Origin of the sequence: Rubellimicrobium rubrum, assembly GCF_006152115.1 — a bacterium.
Classification (GTDB): domain Bacteria; phylum Pseudomonadota; class Alphaproteobacteria; order Rhodobacterales; family Rhodobacteraceae; genus Rubellimicrobium; species Rubellimicrobium rubrum.
Genome location: NZ_VDFU01000023.1, coordinates 1 through 16898 on the forward strand (window position 1 = coordinate 1; position 16898 = coordinate 16898).

Below are 16898 nucleotides of genomic sequence, written 5' to 3' on the forward strand. Positions count from 1 at the left end.
CCCAGTCGTAGCGCCCAAGCCGGTCATGCACTAAGTCTGAACCCGGACCACCCGATTGGGGCAGGCCAGATCGAGAACCAGATCCGCGGGCTGGCCGTGGCGTTTGGCGTCCGACTGCCTCGCGGACTGAGCTCCGCGTTCGTCCACCAGGTGATCACCATGAGCAACGGCATCATTGGTCTGTCTGCCGCCATGCGCGGCCTCCTCGCGGCGCGAGACGCGGTGCTCGGGGCGGTCGCGGCCATCGACGCCGACATGAAGCGGCTCGTGCGCGCCTCTGATGCCTGCCGCCGCCTCATGACCATTCCGGGCGTGGGCCAGCTGACCGCGCTCGCCTTCACCGCCGCCATTGACGATCCGAGTCCTTTCGCCGCTCACGCGATCTCGGCGCCACCCTTGGCTTGGTGCCGCGCCGATACCAGTCAGGCGAGTTCGACTACACCGGCAGCATCTCCAAGGCTGGCGACCGGCGCGTACGAACCCTGCTTTACGAGGCCGCCAACGTCATGCTGACCCGATACACAAGGGCGAGCTGAAGCTGAAGACGTGGGCCTTCGCCATCGCCAAGCGATCGAACATGCGCAAGGCGAGGGTCGCGCTCGCGCGCCGGCTCGCCATCATCATGCATGCCATGCTTCGGCACGGCACCGAGTTCCAGCCAACCTGACCTTCGATCTTCGCCCGTACCCCAGACAGGAGGCCGCACCGAGCTCCCGAGCGGGAGCAACGCCCGAGGGAGGGAGCAGACGACGGCGCGAATTCTGTAGCATGCGGCCAATCTCGTCGGCCGACTGCGTCTTCAACCAAGCCGCCCTGCACCCAGCTGACCCCATCAAGTGCCACTCAAGCACGCAGAGAACGCAGGCGCCCAAGGGCATAGGCCCGCTCAGAACTGAGCCATCAGATCTTGCCCCATTAGAGAACAGAATTCTTGATATACGCACCAGTCCTCGATTAGCGCACCGCCGCTTCCAGTGCCACGCTTGTTGACTGGACGGCTGATCGAGTTGAGCGTGGCGGGATGCGCTCTTTCCTCGCCGACACCTTAGCCCTTCTCGTATTCTTCACGAGCACAGGGGTGCTGAACGAGCGCTTCGTCGCAGGCATGGACTGGGACGAGGTGGCACGGTCGCGCGGCATTGGCGCCGCCCTCATGGTGCTCACCGCACGGCCCTACGGGCTATGGCGGGGCTGGGTGCTGGGCCGGTTCGCTGGGGAGGGCCGGCGCTCGCAACTCGTTTGGGACACGATTGCCTTGGTCAGCTTCCAGGTGCCGATCTATGCCGCCATCCTGGTGGCCGGCGGAGCCGAGGGCGCCGAGGTCGTCCAAGGCTGCCTCGGGGTGACCGTCATCATGCTGGTCTCGGGTCGGCCTTACGGCCTGTGGCTCGACTGGGTGCGCTCCTGCTTTGGCCTGCCGCCCGGGGGCGAACGGCCCATGAGCCTGCAAAGCTGAAGCCGCGCCGCGCCTCGCGGTCAAAACAAGAGGTCCGCAAAGGACGTCAGGTTCGGCAAGATCCGGGGATCGTTGCGGTGAGATGGATCGCGTGGACCCAGAGTTCGCCCTGTCCGTTATGGGATCGGCCCGTCAGGGCGGTAGCTCGGAGAGTGACGGCGGATGCCCAGCGACGACCCCGCGGACGTCCTGCTCAAGCAGCAGAAGGTGCTGGCCGACTTCGGCAGCGTCGCGTTGCAATCCGAGGACCTCGACGCGGTGCTGACCGAGGCCTGCCGTCTGGTGGGCGAGGCGCTCGGCACCGAGCGGGCCAAGGTGCTGGAGATCGAGGCCGGAGGCCAGAGCCTGCTGGTGCGCGCCGGCGTGGGCTGGGCGCCGGACGTCGTGGGTCATGTTCACCTGCCCATGGACGAGCACTCCTCCGAAACCTACGCCATCAAGGCGGGCGAGCCCGTCATCACGCAAGACATCCGCACGGAGACGCGCTTCGGCCTGCCCGACTTCCTGACGGACGCGGGCGTGGTGGCCCTCGTGAACGTGCCCATCGTCTTGCCGGGGCAGCGGGCCTATGGCCTTCTCCAGCTCGACGACACCGTGCCCCGCGACTTTGACCAGCACGACATCGAGTTCCTGCGCACCTACGCCATCATCCTCGGCCCGGTGATCGACCGCCTGCACAAGGTCGCAGCACTACGGACCAGCGAGGAGCGCTTCCGGCTCACGGTGGAGACCGCGACCGACTACGCCATCCTGACCACCGACAACGAGGACCGCATCATCGACTGGCTGCCCGGGGCCGAGGCCGTGTTCGGCTGGAGCGCGCAGGAAGCGATCGGACAACCGGCCGCCATCCTCTTCACGCCGGAGGACCGGGAGGCCGGCCGGCCCGAATGGGAGAACGAGACGGCGCGGCGCGAGGGCCATGCTCCCAACGTGCGCTGGCACTTGCGCAAGGACGGCGCGCGCGTCTTCATCGAAGGCTCGGTCTGGCGCTTGCATGATGCCCAGGGGGAGCCCCGGGGGTTCCTCAAGATCGGCCAGGACGTGACCGAGCGGCGGGAGGCTGACGAGCGGCTGCGCACGCTCATGCAGAACATCCCGCAACTCATCTGGCGGGCCCGAGACACCGGTGACTGGATCTGGGCCAGCCCGCAGTGGCTGGACTTCACCGGACAGAGCCAGGAGCAGAGCCGCGGCCAGGGGTGGCTGGACGTGGTCCACCCCGACGACCGCGCTCGCGCGCGGGTGGCCTGGTTCGAGGCCCGCGAGCATGGCGGTCTCGACGTCGAATTCAGGGTCCGACGCGCGAAGGATGGCGCCTGGCTGTGGCACCAGACCCGCGCCCATCCCATGCTCGACAGCGGAAACGGCCACGTCGAGTGGCTCGGAACCACCAACGAGGTGCATGTCCTGAAGGAGCTTCAGGAGCGCCAGGCCGTGATGGTGAACGAGCTTCAGCACCGCACGCGCAACCTCATCGGGGTGGTGAGCTCGATCGCGACCCAGATCATGGCGCATACGGGGCCGACCGACGCGTTTCGCGAAGAATTCCACCAACGCCTGGCCGCCCTGTCGCGGGTTCAGGACCTGCTGTCCCGCGCGGAGCAGGAGCCCGTCACCCTGCGCGCACTCCTCCAGCTCGAGCTCGACGCCATGGGCGCGACCAAGGGCGACGGGATCCGGCTCGACGGACCGACCGTCCGCATCCGGCCCACCATTGTGCAGATCCTCGCGCTGGTGCTGCATGAGCTGACGACCAACGCCCGCAAGTATGGGGCCTTGTCAGACGGCGGTGGCCGGCTCGGTGTCGAGTGGCAGGTGCGGCAGGACAAAGGCGGGCGGTGGCTCCTGATCGAATGGCGGGAAGAGGATCTGCTCCCCTCAGCCCAAGGCGCCTCGACGATCCGACAGGGCGGCGGCTATGGGCGGCGGCTCATCGAACGCGCGTTGCCGTTCACGCTCGACGCCCAGACCACCTATGTGGTGGAGCCGACGGAGATCCGCTGCACCATAGACCTGCCGCTCGACCGACCAGGCCAGGACGGGAGACACGCTGGATGAACCCAGATCAGGCCCTCGCCGGCCGGCGCATCCTCCTCGTGGAGGACGACTTCATCATCGCCGATGACGTCGCGGCCGCCTTCGGGTCCGCGGGGGCGGAGGTCGTCGGGCCCGCGGCGACCCCTCGGAAAGCCTTGGAGCTGATCAAACAAACCGAGCGGCTGGACGGGGCTATGCTGGACATCAACCTACAAGGCGATCTGGTCTACGCGGTCGTCGATGCCTTGCAGGCGCGTGGCGTGCCGGTCATCTTCGCGTCCGGCTACGACCGCAGCGCCATCCCCGAGCGCTACGCCGACATCCCGTTTTGCGAGAAGCCGGTTGATCGCGCACGCTGTGCGAAGGACCTGTTCCGCTGAAGGAACACGGCCTCTTCAAAGGCCCGTTGCTTTCCTTTGAGATGCGGTGGCTTTTCACACAGTCTGCACGATTACTGCACTCTCCCGATTCTTAAGCTCAACAACGTCAACTGGCTTTCCTTAGGCGGCCACCTCCGCATCCCGGGCGAGGTCGGCCAGCGTTGTCGTGTCAAGGCGGGCGGTGAAGGCGGCCTGTGCGTCGGCCATGGCTGCGCGCGCGGCCCCGTTGGCGGCGCGCTCCAGCAGGCAGGTCGGATCGCCGGAGGGCAACTCAAGCGCTAGGAGAGGCGGCGTGCCCAGGGCCTCGTAGACCCGCAGCAGCGTGATCTCTCTGAGCGGCCGGGCGAGTTGCCAGCCGCCCCCATGCCCCTTGGCGGAGATGACCAGACCCCCCTCCCTGAGGCCAGCCATGGTGCGCCGCACCACGGCCGAGTCGGTGCCCAGCATCCCCGCCAACACCTCGGAGGTGAGCGGACCTGCCGCTTGGCCAAGATGGAGAAGGGCGTGGAGCACGCGAGGGAGGCGGCTGTCGCGGCGCATGAACTCTCCATCGGCTACGCACGGGACGCTCACGTGCGCTTTGGTGACACATGACTGTTGACGTCGCTGATGTCACGTTGCATATAGTGCAACATGAGTTTGGTTGACCTCTTTCGAGCAATCTGGAGTCCGCCATGTCCAGCGCCGCCCTGCCTGCCCCCTCGGCTTCCATCCCTGCCGTCTCGGCAGGTGTCCATCCCCGCCGCTGGGCCGTGGCCTCGGTGCTGCTTGTGGCCTTCTTCATGAACATCGCCGACGTCACCATCGTGAACGTGGCACTGCCCTCGATCCAAGTGGGGCTCGGGGCCACCTCGACGCAGCTCCAGTGGGTGTCGGCTGCCTACCTCCTCCCCTTCGCCGCGCTTCTTTTGCCCTTTGGCCGCTTTGGAGACACGCTTGGGCGGCGGCGCGTGTTCCTCCTGGGCCTTGCAGGTTTCACGGGCGCCTCGCTCCTTTGCGGGTTGGCCCCTTCCGCAGAGGCGCTCATCGCCGCCCGCGCCCTCCAGGGTGCGGCGGCGGCTATGATGGTGCCGCAGGTGCTGGCCATCATCCACGTGATCTTCCCGCCCGAGGAAAAGGCGCAAGCGCTCCAGCTCACCTTTGTGGTGGGCTCGGCCGCGTCGGTCGCGGGCCCACTCGCGGGCGGGCTCCTGCTCGGCCTTGATGCCTGGAGCACCGGCTGGCGGAGTGTATTCCTGATCAATGTTCCCCTTGGCCTCGTGGCACTCCTTGCAGGCGCGCGGCTCCTGCCTGGGGACGGTGCGCGCGGCGGGATAGGCGGCCGAAGCGTGGACGGCCTGGGCGTAGCCCTGTCCGGCGCGGTCATGGTTCTGCTGGTGTTACCGCTGGTGGAGGGGCGCAGCTGGGGATGGCCGTGGTGGGGCTGGGTCATGATGGTCCTGGCCCTCGTCCTTGCCGTGATCTTCGCGTTGTGGGAGCGCCGGCAGGCGTCCCGGGGGTTCGCGCAACTCCTCCCAGCCGCGCTGCTCGGGCGCCCGAGCTTCCTGCGCGGCCTCGCCCTCGTGACCCTCTTCTTCAGCGGCATCCCGGGGCTGTTCCTCGTTTTGGCGCTTCTCCTCCAGTCGGGGCTGGGGCTCACGCCGCTCGCCTCGGGCTTGACGACATTACCCTTTCCTTTGGGTGTGATGGCGTCGGTGGTGCTGGCGCGGTGGGTGACAGGCGAGTCCACGGGCCGCGTTGTCTTGGGTGCGCTCCTCCTTGCAGGCGGCATGGGCACGCTCCTCGTCAGCCTGCGCGTCGCGGGCGGGGCCATCGCGCCCTTGGGACTCCTGCCTTCCCTTTTCGCCGCAGGAGTCGGCATGGGCTTGGCAGCGTCCGCTCTCTTTGGGGCCGTGTTGGCCACGGTGCCGGCCGAGAGCGCGGGGGCAGGGTCGGGCGCGCTCCAGGCCATGCAGCAGTTGGGATCCGTCTTGGGTATCGCGCTTGTGGGGCAGATCTTCTTCGCTCGGCTTGGGGAGGAGAGTGGGTCTGACGCCTACGCCGCCGCGGGAGCCGCTGCCGCGGCCTATCCTGCGGCGATCTACGCCGTCTTGGCCCTGGGGCTTCTCGCGACGAGGCGGCCCGTGCGGACGCAGGCATGAACACAGGCACGAGCAGGAAGACCAGCATGGACGATCCATCTCCATCGGAGCGGTTCTGGGAAGATCGCTACCGGAACGCCTCGCCTGTCACGTCTGGACGCCCCAGCGCAGCACTTGCATGCTTCGCAGAAGGGCTGACCCCCGGGCGTGCGCTGGACCTGGGCTGTGGCAAGGGCGACGACTCGGTCTGGCTCGCACATCGGGGCTGGAAGTTGTTGGCGGTGGACATCTCCGCCTCGGCGCTGGCCATCGTTGAGGCGAACGCCCAAGCCGCGGGTGTGGCTGGGCGCGTGCGCGTCGAGCCTCACGATCTCGGGCAGAGCTTCCCCTCAGGCCGCTTCGACCTCGTCTCAGCCATGTTCCTGGAGTCGCCCGTCGAGGGCTTCGCGCGGCCCATGATCCTGCGGCGCGCAGCTGAGGCGGTGGCACCTGGGGGCCTTCTCCTGATTGCGACCCACGGCTCACGCTCGCCCTGGTCGAGCGCCCCGCCCGATTGGCCTACCTCTCGCCCGAGGAAGCCCTGGCCGAACTCGCCCTTGATGAGGGCGCCTGGAAGCGGGTGTTCGTGGGCGGTACCGAACGCGAGGCCACCGGCCCGGGCGGGCAAGTGGCGACGGTCAAGGACACCGTCCTCGCGCTCAGGCGAGAGACGTAAGCCTGAAGGCAAGCCGCCGAGGCGCTTACCCGTGCGCCGATCACGATTGGCGCACCTCTCCTTGGGTGCGCTGAGACGGGGTGCCATCGCTCTTCGGGCGGCAGCACTCCATCAGGATCGCCTCGCCCCATGGCGTCGTCACCGGGCCACCGACGACCCGGAAGCCCGCCTTCTCATAGGCGCGGATGGCTCGCGCATTCCGGGGATGTGGGTCCGTGCCCACAGCCGGTGCACCGGCAGCGAACAAGCACCCGACGTGCTGGCGCCGAACGCCGAACCATGGCCGCGGCCCAGCATGTCTGCCTCGCCGATGAACTGGTCGAGGCCGCGCGAGCCCGGCGGAAGGTGGGCGAAGTGATGGCCGTCCCAAGCGTGCGGGTCGTAGTCTTGCGCGAACGCGAAGGGCCGACCGTCGAACTCTACAATCCACTTGACCACGCCGTCCTCGGCAAGCTCCTCCGGCCCGTCCGCGACGCCCCACCACTCGACCACGTGCGGAGCGGCGCGCCAGCAGGCTAACAGCGCGAGGTCGCTCTCTCCAATAGGCCTGAAGCGCTAAGGCGAGGCCTCGGACGAGCCCTGGCTTGCGAGGATTGCATCATCCATGTTGTCCACCCTGAGAGCCGGCGCTCTGTGCGGCGCCAGTTGATAGAGGCTATGGGCTACTTGGTCTGGATCCCCATCGATCGACAGGGACCCTTCTGCGACGCCAGTCTCGATGGCCGCCCTCAAGCGTTGGATGATCCCGGATATGCCTTGCTTCAGGGCCACGCGCATAGCTTCGGACAGGTCTACGACCTCGGCGCCCAGCTTCACGGCGAGACACTTGCCTTGGCGCTCAAGGAGGGACTGGGTCTCCTGCCAAGCTACGAAGTAGGTCATTAGGCGCTGCGCCATGGTTAGGCCGTGCCGGCGCAGCGTCTCGTCAAGGTCGGCCAGGTAGTCTTCGAAGGAGGCCGCGAGCATCGCATCGGCAAATGCGTCCTTGGAGCCGAAGCAATGGTAGAACGATCCCTTCGGCACCCCGGCCCCTGCTAGGATCTCGTTGAGGCCAACCGCGGAGAAGCTCTTGCCGGCCATGATGCGCTGCCCAGTTCCAAGGATACTTTGACGAACATCGAGCGTGTCTTGCGAGGCTGACTGGCTCATGGGCGTCGTATGACGGATAATAGACCGGTCGTTCAGTACTTTCTTCAGAGGTTCGGGTTGGCGTTGTTCGAGGCGACGAGAACAGAAGGATTGGCCTGCGATTGGCTTGGCCTGTTGCTTTGGGTGCCGCGGCGTTCCACGGCTGCGCGTCCTCAGGATCGGGCTTGGCAGCGGCCAGCTGGCGGGCCCCTGACGCCCGCACGGCGATCATGTCGCGTTCGACCGCCTCGCCGAGCCGCACGCCCGCGTCGTAGCCCTCGGCGACGATGTCGAGTTCCTCGTCGGTGACCATGACATCCAGGCGCATGTGGGGATGAGCCTCAGCAAAGGGCGCCAGCAGCGGACCCGCAGGACGCTCCCGGCGATGGAGGGCACCGCCACAGGGATGAGTGGGTCAGCCGCCAAAGGGTTGGCTTTGTTGACGGGACCAGGCTTCAGACGACAAATGGGTTAAACCAGAGGAGATGCCCCCTTGATGCTGACTTCTACGCACCTGCTGTCCTCGTTCGATCAGATCACCGAGCCTTTGGTCGCCCAAGGTGGTCGGCCGCGTGAACGATCAGTACATCAAGGTGGCCAAGCTGAAGGGCCAGCTTGCCTGGCACGCGCACGCCGATGAGGACGAGCTGTTCCTTGTCATGCGCGGCAGGCTGCGCATCGAGTTCGAGGACCATGCGGTCGAACTCGGCGAAGGCGACTTCCTGACAGTCCCTCGTGGCGTTAGGCACAACCCCGTCGCCGACGAGGAGTGCTGGATCGTCCTTATCGAGACGGTTACGACAAAGCACACGGGCGACGTCCACACGGACCGGACGCGGTCGCTGCAGGAGCAGCTTGCGTAGGTTCAACCGTCTCACGCGGCGGCTCCGTTGCAAACCTCAGCGGACTAGGTGATCGGGCCTAGAGGAAGAGGGCGATGGCAGGCCGATAACCGACTTCAAGGGACGGCACTTCGAGGGACAGATCATCCTGTGGGCCGTGCGAGGGTACTGCAAGTAAGGGGTGAGCACCCGCGAACCGGAGGAGATGCTCGAAGAGCGCGGCGTCGCGGTCGACCACACGACGATCACCAGATGGACGCAGCGCTACGCGCCCGAGATCGAGAAGCGCCTTCGGTGGTCCTGGCGCCGGCCACGCTCGACCAGCTGGCGCGTGGACGAGACAAACGTGAAGGTGCGAGGCCGCCGGGTCTACCTCTACCGCAGCATTTAACACGCGCGGGAACACCATCGACTTCCATCTCTCGCCGACACGCAACACGAAGGCAGCTAAGCGTTTCCTGAGCAAGGTGCTGCGTGGGCTGAGAGCCTCGGAGCGCCCCAGAGTGATCAACACCGACAAAGCCGGGTGCTACGGGCCGGCCATCGCAGCCCTGAATAAGGAAGGCCGCCTGCCCAAGGACGCGCAACACCGGCAGGTCCAGTATCCAACAACACTGCCGACGCAGAACTTCCAGCCTACATCACCACGACCAATACCGGTTGAGACATCCTAGCAGCCGAGCCAATTGTCCAGTTCTCTTTCGGTCTTCGAAAGAGCCAGCGGCGGGAACTACAGCGTTTGGCCGCGCATGCCGACATGACGATGCGGGCCTTCATTCTTAGCGCCCTCAAGGAACGAGGACTGACTGTGACCGACGAAGATCTTCTTGACCTTCGTCGAAGAGGGTAGGGCAGGGAACCCTAACCGGTAGCTCGACTCTTCGGTCGTCTTGGCTCACGCAGCTATCTGGATACATGGAGGGGCAACTGGCTGATCGTTTGCGGCTTAGCCGTGCTGAATTTATGTGTGATGCGCGATCCGCTTGATCGATAAAGGGCGCGGCACGAGGGGCGTGACATGGACGAGAGCTACACGCGGCACATCGAGGTGCCGCCCGTTGAGGACTACTGCCGGCTGCGAGCCGTGGCTGGCCTGACCCCGCGAAGTGCGGCCGCCGCCGCTGCCGGCCTTCCTAATACTGTCGTCGCCATTGTTGTGAGGCATGATGGTCGCGCCGTCGGCATGGGACGGGCGATCGGGGATGGGCTCTGCTACCAAGTCGTGGACGTTGCCGTAGAACCCGAGCACCAAGGCCGTGGCCTGGGCCACGCCATCGTCGGCGGCCTCATGGAGCAGCTTCGGCGCCTGGCTCCTGCCGAGGCCTACGTCAGCCTCATCGCGGACGGGCCGGCCGACCGCCTCTATGCCCAGCACGGCTTCGAGCCTACCGCGCCAGCGTCAATCGGCATGGCCCAGTGGCTCGGTCGGTGAGCATCCGACGTCGGCCGAGCACGTAGCTGTCTGCAGAAATGAGGGGCGGAAGTTGCTGCCACTACCCAGGACCCAAGCCACAAACGACCGATACCGGTGAAGAAGGCTGTGGCTTTTCTACGGATGGCCTGGTCAGCCACGGCGATCCGCTTCGCTGAGGTTCCCCGTCGTAGTTTGCCGAAGCTTGCGTCGACCCAAGGCTCTTCAGGCCGGCGCGAGCTTGGCAAGGCGCCTGAGGTTCTGGGCGGTGGCGGCGAGGAGGAACTCCTCGGCCGCACCCGCGAGCCCTCGAAGGCGCATGCGACGGATCTTCAGGTGCCGTTTGAGATGCGCAAACAGCATCTCGACCTTGCGCCGGCGGGTCCGCGCGACCTGGAAAGCCTCGGTCCCTGCAAGAGCGCGCCATCCCGGACTTCTTCGCCTTCGAGGCGCACCAGCGTGCGGAACGGCGCGTCGGTGCAGAGCGGCTTCTTCGGGCAAGATCCGCAAGCTGAAGCTGCCGCCTTGTAGCGCCTGACCCCGGTGTCCTTGGTCACGCTTCGGAAGGTGAGCTCGTGGCCTTGAGCGCAGATGAAGCTGTCGCGCTCGGCGTCATAGGCGAAGGCCTCCCGACCGAGCTTGCCGTCCGTCTGCGCCGTGCGGTCAAGGACCGGAATATAGGGCGTGAGCTGACGATCGGTCAGCCAGGACAGGACTGGAGCAGTCCCATAGCTCTTGTCGGCGGCCAAGCTTTGCGGCGCGAACCCGAGGGCTCCGCGGCTGCGCTCCAGCATGGCTTTGGCGGCGACGATCTCCTGGCTGAGCCGAGCCGGCGTGGCCTCCACATCCACGATGATGGCATGGCGGTCGTCGACGAGGTAGTTGGTCTCGAGGCTCGAAACGCCCGGGTCCATCCTTTACGGACCAGGCGGCCTGAGGGTCTGTCAGGGAGACAGTCTTGGGTGGCTTGTGCTGCGGTCCTTCGCGCGGCTCGGCGGCCTCCGCCTCAAGCTGATCAAGGTAGGCCTGCACCGGTCGCGTTACCGCGCCAGGCTCAGCCCAGGCTTCCGCAACCTCGTCCGGCGCCGCCCGCCTGTGCCGGCTGGCGTCAGCCTCGACGGTGCTGCCGTCGACCAAGGCCCCTTCGCCCCCAACGAGACCCGCTTCCATGCACCGGCGGACCACCATATCGAACACCGCCCGCAGCACGTCACCCTTTGCGAAGCGTCCATGCCGGTTCTTCGAGAAGCTCGACCGGTCGGGCACACGGCCCTCCAGCCCCAGTCGGCAAAACCAGCGGTAGGCCAGGTTGAGGTGGACCTCCTCGCAGAGCCGCGTCTCCGAGCGGATGCTGTACAGATAGCCCACCAGAAGCATGCGGATCATCAGCTCGGGGTCGATGGAGGGGCGACCGATCGGGCTGTAGAGCGCGGCAAATCGGGGCCGGAGGAGGTCGAAGTCGAGAAGCCCGTCTATTCGCCTGAGCAGGTGGTCGGCCGGAACGTGGTTCTCGAGGCGGAACTAGTAGAAGAGCTGCTCCTGAGCTGCCAGCCGACCCATCATCGCCCGCCCTCCGATCTGCTTAGAGGAAGTGAATCACAGGAGGAGGCCGTCATCAACGACGGGCTCACCAGGTGTGACGGGCGGCCTTTTTCACCGGTATCGGTCGTTTTCGTCCCATGCTGGCGTGCCAGGCCGGATCAAGGACTTAACTCTAGCCCAGAACTTCAAGAGTTGTGGGAGGGTTCTGCCCATGATCCTGGGCTACGCGCGTGTCTCGACGTGCGACCAGAACCTCGACGCGTAGCGCGACGCCCTGGCCGTGGCCGGCTGCGAGCGCACCTCCGCCGACACGGTCACCGGCACCGCCCCGAGCTTGACCGCCTCCTCGACCAGCTCCGCGAAGGCGACGTGGTGGTGGTCACCAAGTACGACCGCCTGGCACGCTCGCTCAAGGACCTCCTGGAGATCGTAGACGCCATCCAGACCAAGGGCGCAGGCTTCCGCTCACTGGCTGAAGACATTGACACCACCACGCCTGCAGGCCGGCTCGTGTTCCACGTCTTCGCTTCCATCGCACAGTTCGAGCGAGAGCGGATCTCGGAACGCACCAGGGAAGGGATCGAAGCCGCATCTGGGGCGCCAAACGATCATCTAAACCTGCATCGCTGCCATTGGTGTCTTCTGGTGAAGAGCTGGCGCCGTTCGTCAAAGAACTCGAGGCGCTTCTGGCTTAGCTAAGGGTCAGTGGTCGATACTGGTTTTACTGCCCGCTCATCCCTCCGTCCACGGGAGACGATGCAGAACGGCGGTGAGCAAGGGGGCGACGCGAAGGCCGGGTTGGCCCAGGCTGTAGAAGATCTCCCTGTTCAGAAGTTCATCACTGAGCCGGGCGCTCAACCAGGCAGGGCCTTGCGCAGCCGCTGGTTCCCGAGCTCCAGCGCTTTCATCGGCGCACCTGGTCGGACTTCAGTCCGCCGTATTCCTGCTGTCAGCGGTAGTAGGTGACTTCCGTAACTCCATGGATCTCACAACATCGCCTACGATGATGCTTTGCGAGGTCATCCCGTCCACCTGCCGTAGCTTCGCGACGATCTCCTCGGGCTTGTGCCTCTTCGCCATCTGATCCGTCCTCCTCAGCTCGAAGAGCTTCGATATAGGGCGGATCACTTCAATCCGGGCGGATCAGGTTTGGCGCCGTTGGCGAGCCGACTGGCGCCATGTGCGAATGCAATGTCCCACCGCTGATGCTAAAGGCACCTCCACAACACGGGAGGATGCCATGTCGGAACGATCAGCAAAGACGGCCGCGCCAGCTGGCCTCCCTGTGGACCGCCTCAAGGTTCCTCAGGCGTTCTGGCGCTCGCTCGACCACCTCGGCCTGCGGCCCGCGGCAGTGCTGCGTCAGGCGCGCCTGCCCGCGACGCTGCACCTCGGCGGCACGGGCCTCCTCACCACGGCCCAGATGTTTGCCATCTGGCAAGCTGTGGAGGCGCTCTCAGGCGACCTGGGCTTCGCCTTCCGGTTGCTCGAGGCCTCCGACGAGGCGGGCCACCAGCCCGCCTTCCTGGCGGCCTGCTACGCCGCGGACTACCGCGACGCGGTCTCACGCGTGGCCCGCTTCAAGGGTCTGGGCGCCTGCGAGCTGTTCCGGTTCGACGAGCGGCACGGCGAGTTCGCGGTGTCCAAAGACTGGCCGCACGCCAGCGAGCCTGAGCCCGCGCTCCTGATCGACATGAGCTTTGCGTACCTTCTAGAGCTTGGCCGCCGCGGCACTGGGCATCCTATCGTGCCTCTGCGCATCGATTACGAGCGGCCCGACCCAGGGGGGCACGCGCATCGTACCCATTTTGGCTGCCCGATCCGCTGGAACGCGCCGCGCAACACGCTGGTGCTGCGCTCCTCGGACCTCGACCGCCCTTTCCCGGGGCACAACCGGGAGTTCCTTGACCTCCTGACGCCGGCGCTGGCAGCCGCCTTGGGCGAGCTGCGCGCCGGTAGCACTTTGGCTGAGCAGGTTAAGGTTGTCCTCAAGCGGGCCCTGGCCAGCGGCCGCCCTGAGGTGGCTGCGGTCGCGCGCGAGCTGGGTCTGAGCGAGCGCACGCTCCAGCGTCGCATCACCGATGAGGGAACGACGTTCCGGACGCTCCTCGCGGAGGCCCGGGGAGAACTGGGCCGCCAGCTTCTGTCGGACCCGTCGATGGGCTTGGACGAGGTGGCGTGCCTCCTGGGGTACCAGGACACCAGCTCCTTTCACCGCGGCTTCCGGGAGTGGGAGGGCACGACCCCGAGCCACTGGCGGGCCATCAACGGGGTCGGGGCGCAGGGTCACACGTTCCCGGCGCTGCTGCATTAGCGCGCCACGTGGCATATGCTTGGCGCGACCTGCCACTTGATTGGCGCGTTCCGCCAGGGCGCCGAAGGGGCGCGATGATATCTCTCCTCTACGCCGCCTGAGAGGCGGCCCGTCCGATGCCTGCTCAAGGATCGTTCCCGCCCAGAAGGACGAGACCGGCCCGCGAGCGGCCAGTGACGACGCATGCCACGATCCAACCGCTTCGAGGAGAGACCAATGCACACGCAAACCGCCGCGGCGACGCTCGCCTTCCAGTCCAACCCGGTCACGTCGTACGGTCCGGTGACGCTCCCAGTGCCTGGCCGCGAGGTCGACTTGCAGATGAGAGTGTCGGCCCCTGCCAAGGGCGACCACCTGCCCATCATCCTGTTGTCCCATGGCCACGGACGGTCCAACTTCTTGTCCTCGATGCGGGGCTACGGGCCGCTCGTCGACTACTACGCCGCCCAAGGCTTCGTGGTGATCCAGCCTACGCACCAGAACTCGAAGGCCTTGGCCGTCGAGGTGACCGGCTCCGACCGGCAGCTCTTCTGGAGGTCGCGCGCCGCCGACATGCACTTCATTATCGACCACCTCGACGAGATCGAGGCAGCGGTGCCGGGCTTGGCCGGGCGCCTCGCCAAAGACCGCATCGCGGTCGTAGGCCACTCGATGGGCGGGCACACGGCGGCCATGCTCGCGGGGATGAGCGTGACGGACCCCGACGACGGCACGGTGGTCAGGATGGAGGAGCCCCGCATCAAGGCCTTCGTCCTGTTCGGCGCCCCTGGGCAAGGCGACCTCGCCGACTTCGCCGCCCAGCACTACCCCGTGTTCAAGGGGACTGACTTCTCGACGATGACGCGGGATGCCCTGGTGGTGAACGGCGATAAGGACAAGAACCCGAACTTCTCGGACCGTGACCAGTGGCGCGCCGACGCCTTCTACAAGAGCCCCGGGCCGAAGTCCCTGCTCACCGTGTTCGACGGCGAGCACATCTTCGGCGGCATCTCCGGCTACGACACCAACGAGACCACTGACGATAGTCCCGAGCGCGTGCTGTTTGTGGCCGAGGCGACTGTCGCTTACCTTCGCACGGCGCTCGAGGCCGACGACGGGAGCTGGGACGCGTTTCAGTCGACCTTGAGGGACAATCCGAGTGCGCAGGGCCGCGTCGAAAGCCGCTGAGGCGGAAAGCCCGGACGACGCACCGTTGAACCGTTAGCACGTCCCGCAACATGGATGGCGCTATCGGCGATTGCGCCGGACGGCCTCGCTGAGATCTGGACCTCCATGCAGCTCACAGCAGCGGCGCACCATCAAGGATCCATCCGACGAGGTGCGCGCGATCGTCGAGGCCGATGTGTTTAGCACGATCCGCGTGATCCAAGCCGCGCTTCCCGGCCTGCACGCGCAAGGCCAAGGTCACATCCTGGGCGTGTCGAGCAGCATAGGGCCCGTGCCGTTTCCGCTGATCGGCACCGACTGCGCCACCAAAGCCGCCGTGGAGTTGCCCCGCGAGAGCCTTCAGCCGACCCAGCAGCCTGCGGCGCGCTAGCCCCGGCTGCAGCATGAGACGCCGAGGGGCCCGAGCGGGTCCCCGAGGCCCCCCCACGGCGCCAAGGCGCTCCTCCGAGGATCTTCTGATGTCAGACCACTCTATCCGCTCGCCTGCCTCACCCCCCGGGCCCCTCGTCACCGCGGCCGTGCTCCTGCTGGCCGCCATGACGGTGATGGCCAATGCCACCATCTCCCCGTCCCTTCCGGGCCTGCGCAACCATTACGCAGGTATGCCCGGCATAGAAACGCTGGCGGGCCTCGTCGTGACGCTGCCCTCCCTCGCGGTGGTGCTGACGGCGTCCCTGATGGGCTGGCTTGCCGACCGGGCTGACCGCCAACGCCTTCTGCTGGCCTCGGGGCTGCTTTACGCGATCGGCGGCACCTCCGGGCTCTGGGTCGACGGCCTCACGGGTCTCTTGGTCGGCCGCCTTGTCTTAGGCGTTGGCCTTGCCGGGACCATGGTGCTGGCCACGACCTGGAGCGCCGACTTGTGGCTAGGGGCGGCTCGCACCCGCTTCCTGGGGTGGCAAGGCGCGGCGACCTCGGCCGGGGGCGTCGTGGTCATCCTCCTTGGCGGCGCGCTCGCCGCTCTGCACTGGCGCGGCGCGTTTGCCACTTACCTGCTGGTCGTGCCGGTGACGCTGCTCGCGCTCTGGGCGCTCGCACCTTACGCCCGGAGCCGCGGCGTTGCGGCCCGCGCAGTCGCGGGCAACGCGGACGTCGCGGACTCCAGAGCCGAGCCCTTCCCCTGGCGCGTGGCAAGCTTCGTGGGCACGCTGGCCTTTCTGCTCGTCGCCACCTTCTATGCCATTCCCACGCGGCTGCCGTTCCTGCTGGGCGAGGTCGGGCTCACCGACCCGCTCCTGATCGGCGTCGTCTCCGCGCTCGTGACCCTGACAGCGCTGCCTGGCGCGTTGGCGTATGGCCGGATGCGCCGGCAGGTCTCGGCCATGACGATCTTTGCGCTGTCCTGGAGTGTGATGGGGCTCGGGATGGAGGTCCTCGCTGTGGCCCCAAGTGTGACCGTGATGGCGCTCGGCGTGGCCCTGGTGGGGCTCGGCATGGGTCCCGCCATTCCCAACCACATGGCTACTCTCATGGCCGCGGTTCCAGCCGCGTCGCGGGGACGCGCCTCGGCTCTTATGACGGTAGCCCTGTTCGGCGGCCAGTTCGCTTCGCCGCTCCTCACGGGATCGCTCCTCGCCGCCTTCGACCTGCGTGGGGCGTTCGCGGCGCTGGCCGTCCTGCAGTTCGCCTTGGGGGTTGCGCTGGCGACGGCGGCTCTGCGCGAAAGGGACCGGCCAGCGCTGGCATGACGGTCGGCCTTATTTCAGCGGCGGCTCGCGATACGCGATGCAATCAAGCAGTTTGGCCATGAGGTAGCGCTCGCCCGGCGAGAGTACCTCGATGGCATCGAGCGAGACACTCAGGGCCAGCGCCGCGCCTCGCG

At 66.7% G+C, this 16898-nt stretch carries 15 protein-coding genes and 5 pseudogenes; 15 read left to right on the forward strand and 5 right to left on the reverse strand.

Features of this window, described 5'->3' with window-relative positions:
• Positions 1–69 precede the first annotated feature (69 nt).
• The 4 genes and pseudogenes from FHG66_RS15825 to FHG66_RS15840 form a co-directional block, all read left to right on the forward strand.
• A pseudogene (locus FHG66_RS15825) lies at positions 70–667 on the forward strand (IS110 family RNA-guided transposase); the annotation flags it as partial.
• A gap of 354 nt (positions 668–1021) precedes the next feature.
• Positions 1022–1456: an L-alanine exporter AlaE gene (alaE, locus tag FHG66_RS15830; RefSeq protein ID WP_139078042.1), complete on the forward strand. Its 435-nt coding sequence runs from the start codon at positions 1022–1024 to the stop codon at positions 1454–1456.
• A 162-nt stretch (positions 1457–1618) separates the two neighbouring features.
• On the forward strand, positions 1619–3517 hold the full coding sequence (locus tag FHG66_RS15835) for a PAS domain S-box protein (RefSeq protein ID WP_139078043.1): 1899 nt from the start codon (positions 1619–1621) through the stop codon (positions 3515–3517).
• Complete coding sequence (locus FHG66_RS15840) at positions 3514–3876, forward strand: response regulator (RefSeq protein WP_139078044.1); 363 nt, start codon at positions 3514–3516, stop codon at positions 3874–3876. The genes FHG66_RS15835 and FHG66_RS15840 overlap by 4 nt, the downstream gene beginning before the upstream one ends.
• Before the next feature lie 120 nt (positions 3877–3996).
• On the opposite strand, the gene FHG66_RS15845 is transcribed toward FHG66_RS15840, so the two are convergent.
• On the reverse strand, positions 3997–4416 hold the full coding sequence (locus FHG66_RS15845; protein ID WP_139078045.1) for an RrF2 family transcriptional regulator: 420 nt from the start codon (positions 4414–4416) through the stop codon (positions 3997–3999).
• A 134-nt stretch (positions 4417–4550) separates the two neighbouring features.
• Here FHG66_RS15845 and FHG66_RS15850 point away from each other — a divergent pair, with 134 nt between their 5' ends.
• The 3 genes and pseudogenes from FHG66_RS15850 to FHG66_RS22350 all read left to right on the forward strand — a co-directional run bounded on the left by FHG66_RS15850 (position 4551) and on the right by FHG66_RS22350 (position 6672).
• Positions 4551–6017, forward strand: coding sequence for an MFS transporter (locus FHG66_RS15850; RefSeq protein WP_139078046.1), 1467 nt, complete (start codon positions 4551–4553; stop codon positions 6015–6017).
• A gap of 26 nt (positions 6018–6043) precedes the next feature.
• Positions 6044–6484 (forward strand): annotated as a pseudogene (locus FHG66_RS22950) (SAM-dependent methyltransferase); the annotation flags it as partial.
• Positions 6485–6510: 26 nt separating this feature from the next.
• Complete coding sequence (locus FHG66_RS22350; RefSeq protein WP_246082642.1) at positions 6511–6672, forward strand: hypothetical protein; 162 nt, start codon at positions 6511–6513, stop codon at positions 6670–6672.
• A 138-nt stretch (positions 6673–6810) separates the two neighbouring features.
• Here FHG66_RS22350 and FHG66_RS22955 read toward each other — a convergent pair whose 3' ends face one another.
• On the reverse strand, positions 6811–7164 hold the full coding sequence (locus FHG66_RS22955; protein ID WP_425471749.1) for a GNAT family N-acetyltransferase: 354 nt from the start codon (positions 7162–7164) through the stop codon (positions 6811–6813).
• Positions 7165–7227: 63 nt separating this feature from the next.
• Positions 7228–7821: a TetR/AcrR family transcriptional regulator gene (locus FHG66_RS15865; protein WP_139078047.1), complete on the reverse strand. Its 594-nt coding sequence runs from the start codon at positions 7819–7821 to the stop codon at positions 7228–7230.
• A gap of 551 nt (positions 7822–8372) precedes the next feature.
• Between FHG66_RS15865 and FHG66_RS15875 the strand changes: the two genes are divergently transcribed.
• From FHG66_RS15875 to FHG66_RS15890, 3 genes and pseudogenes are all read left to right on the forward strand, one after another.
• Complete coding sequence (locus FHG66_RS15875; protein WP_246082644.1) at positions 8373–8663, forward strand: cupin domain-containing protein; 291 nt, start codon at positions 8373–8375, stop codon at positions 8661–8663.
• Between the two features lie 85 nt (positions 8664–8748).
• Positions 8749–9247: pseudogene (locus FHG66_RS22355) on the forward strand (IS6 family transposase); the annotation flags it as partial.
• Between the two features lie 413 nt (positions 9248–9660).
• Positions 9661–10074: a GNAT family N-acetyltransferase gene (locus FHG66_RS15890; RefSeq protein ID WP_139078049.1), complete on the forward strand. Its 414-nt coding sequence runs from the start codon at positions 9661–9663 to the stop codon at positions 10072–10074.
• 204 nt (positions 10075–10278) lie between these two features.
• Here the strand turns inward: FHG66_RS15890 and FHG66_RS15895 are convergent.
• Positions 10279–11616, reverse strand: a pseudogene (locus FHG66_RS15895) (IS1182 family transposase).
• 348 nt (positions 11617–11964) lie between these two features.
• Here FHG66_RS15895 and FHG66_RS15900 point away from each other — a divergent pair.
• Positions 11965–12294: a recombinase family protein gene (locus FHG66_RS15900; protein ID WP_246082645.1), complete on the forward strand. Its 330-nt coding sequence runs from the start codon at positions 11965–11967 to the stop codon at positions 12292–12294.
• Between the two features lie 164 nt (positions 12295–12458).
• Here FHG66_RS15900 and FHG66_RS22960 read toward each other — a convergent pair.
• A pseudogene (locus FHG66_RS22960) lies at positions 12459–12675 on the reverse strand (transposase); the annotation flags it as partial.
• 160 nt (positions 12676–12835) lie between these two features.
• Between FHG66_RS22960 and FHG66_RS15910 the strand changes: the two are divergent.
• The 4 genes from FHG66_RS15910 to FHG66_RS15925 all read left to right on the forward strand — a co-directional run bounded on the left by FHG66_RS15910 (position 12836) and on the right by FHG66_RS15925 (position 16764).
• Positions 12836–13909 (forward strand): AraC family transcriptional regulator, encoded by a 1074-nt coding sequence (locus FHG66_RS15910; RefSeq protein WP_139078050.1) that lies wholly within the window; start codon positions 12836–12838, stop codon positions 13907–13909.
• A gap of 216 nt (positions 13910–14125) precedes the next feature.
• A complete protein-coding gene (locus FHG66_RS15915) occupies positions 14126–15076 on the forward strand; it encodes an alpha/beta hydrolase family protein (RefSeq protein WP_139078051.1) in 951 nt (316 codons plus the stop codon).
• 70 nt (positions 15077–15146) lie between these two features.
• Complete coding sequence (locus tag FHG66_RS15920) at positions 15147–15446, forward strand: SDR family NAD(P)-dependent oxidoreductase (protein WP_139078052.1); 300 nt, start codon at positions 15147–15149, stop codon at positions 15444–15446.
• 88 nt (positions 15447–15534) lie between these two features.
• Positions 15535–16764 carry an MFS transporter gene (locus FHG66_RS15925; protein ID WP_176556281.1) on the forward strand — a complete coding sequence of 410 codons (1230 nt, stop codon included), beginning with the start codon at positions 15535–15537 and terminating at the stop codon, positions 16762–16764.
• The last annotated feature ends 134 nt before the right edge of the window (positions 16765–16898 follow it).

Excerpts from the sequence above, each read along its gene's own strand:
- FHG66_RS15910 (WP_139078050.1), top strand. The coding sequence starts at position 12,836 with ATGTCGGAACGATCAGCAAAGACGGCCGCGCCAGCTGGCCTCCCTGTG.
- FHG66_RS15865 (WP_139078047.1), bottom strand. The coding sequence starts at position 7,821 with ATGAGCCAGTCAGCCTCGCAAGACACGCTCGATGTTCGTCAAAGTATC.
- FHG66_RS15925 (WP_176556281.1), top strand. The coding sequence starts at position 15,535 with ATGTCAGACCACTCTATCCGCTCGCCTGCCTCACCCCCCGGGCCCCTC.
- alaE (WP_139078042.1), top strand. The coding sequence starts at position 1,022 with ATGCGCTCTTTCCTCGCCGACACCTTAGCCCTTCTCGTATTCTTCACG.
- FHG66_RS15835 (WP_139078043.1), top strand. The coding sequence starts at position 1,619 with ATGCCCAGCGACGACCCCGCGGACGTCCTGCTCAAGCAGCAGAAGGTG.
- FHG66_RS15840 (WP_139078044.1), top strand. The coding sequence starts at position 3,514 with ATGAACCCAGATCAGGCCCTCGCCGGCCGGCGCATCCTCCTCGTGGAG.
- FHG66_RS15890 (WP_139078049.1), top strand. The coding sequence starts at position 9,661 with ATGGACGAGAGCTACACGCGGCACATCGAGGTGCCGCCCGTTGAGGAC.
- FHG66_RS15915 (WP_139078051.1), top strand. The coding sequence starts at position 14,126 with ATGCACACGCAAACCGCCGCGGCGACGCTCGCCTTCCAGTCCAACCCG.
- FHG66_RS15845 (WP_139078045.1), bottom strand. The coding sequence starts at position 4,416 with ATGCGCCGCGACAGCCGCCTCCCTCGCGTGCTCCACGCCCTTCTCCAT.
- FHG66_RS15850 (WP_139078046.1), top strand. The coding sequence starts at position 4,551 with ATGTCCAGCGCCGCCCTGCCTGCCCCCTCGGCTTCCATCCCTGCCGTC.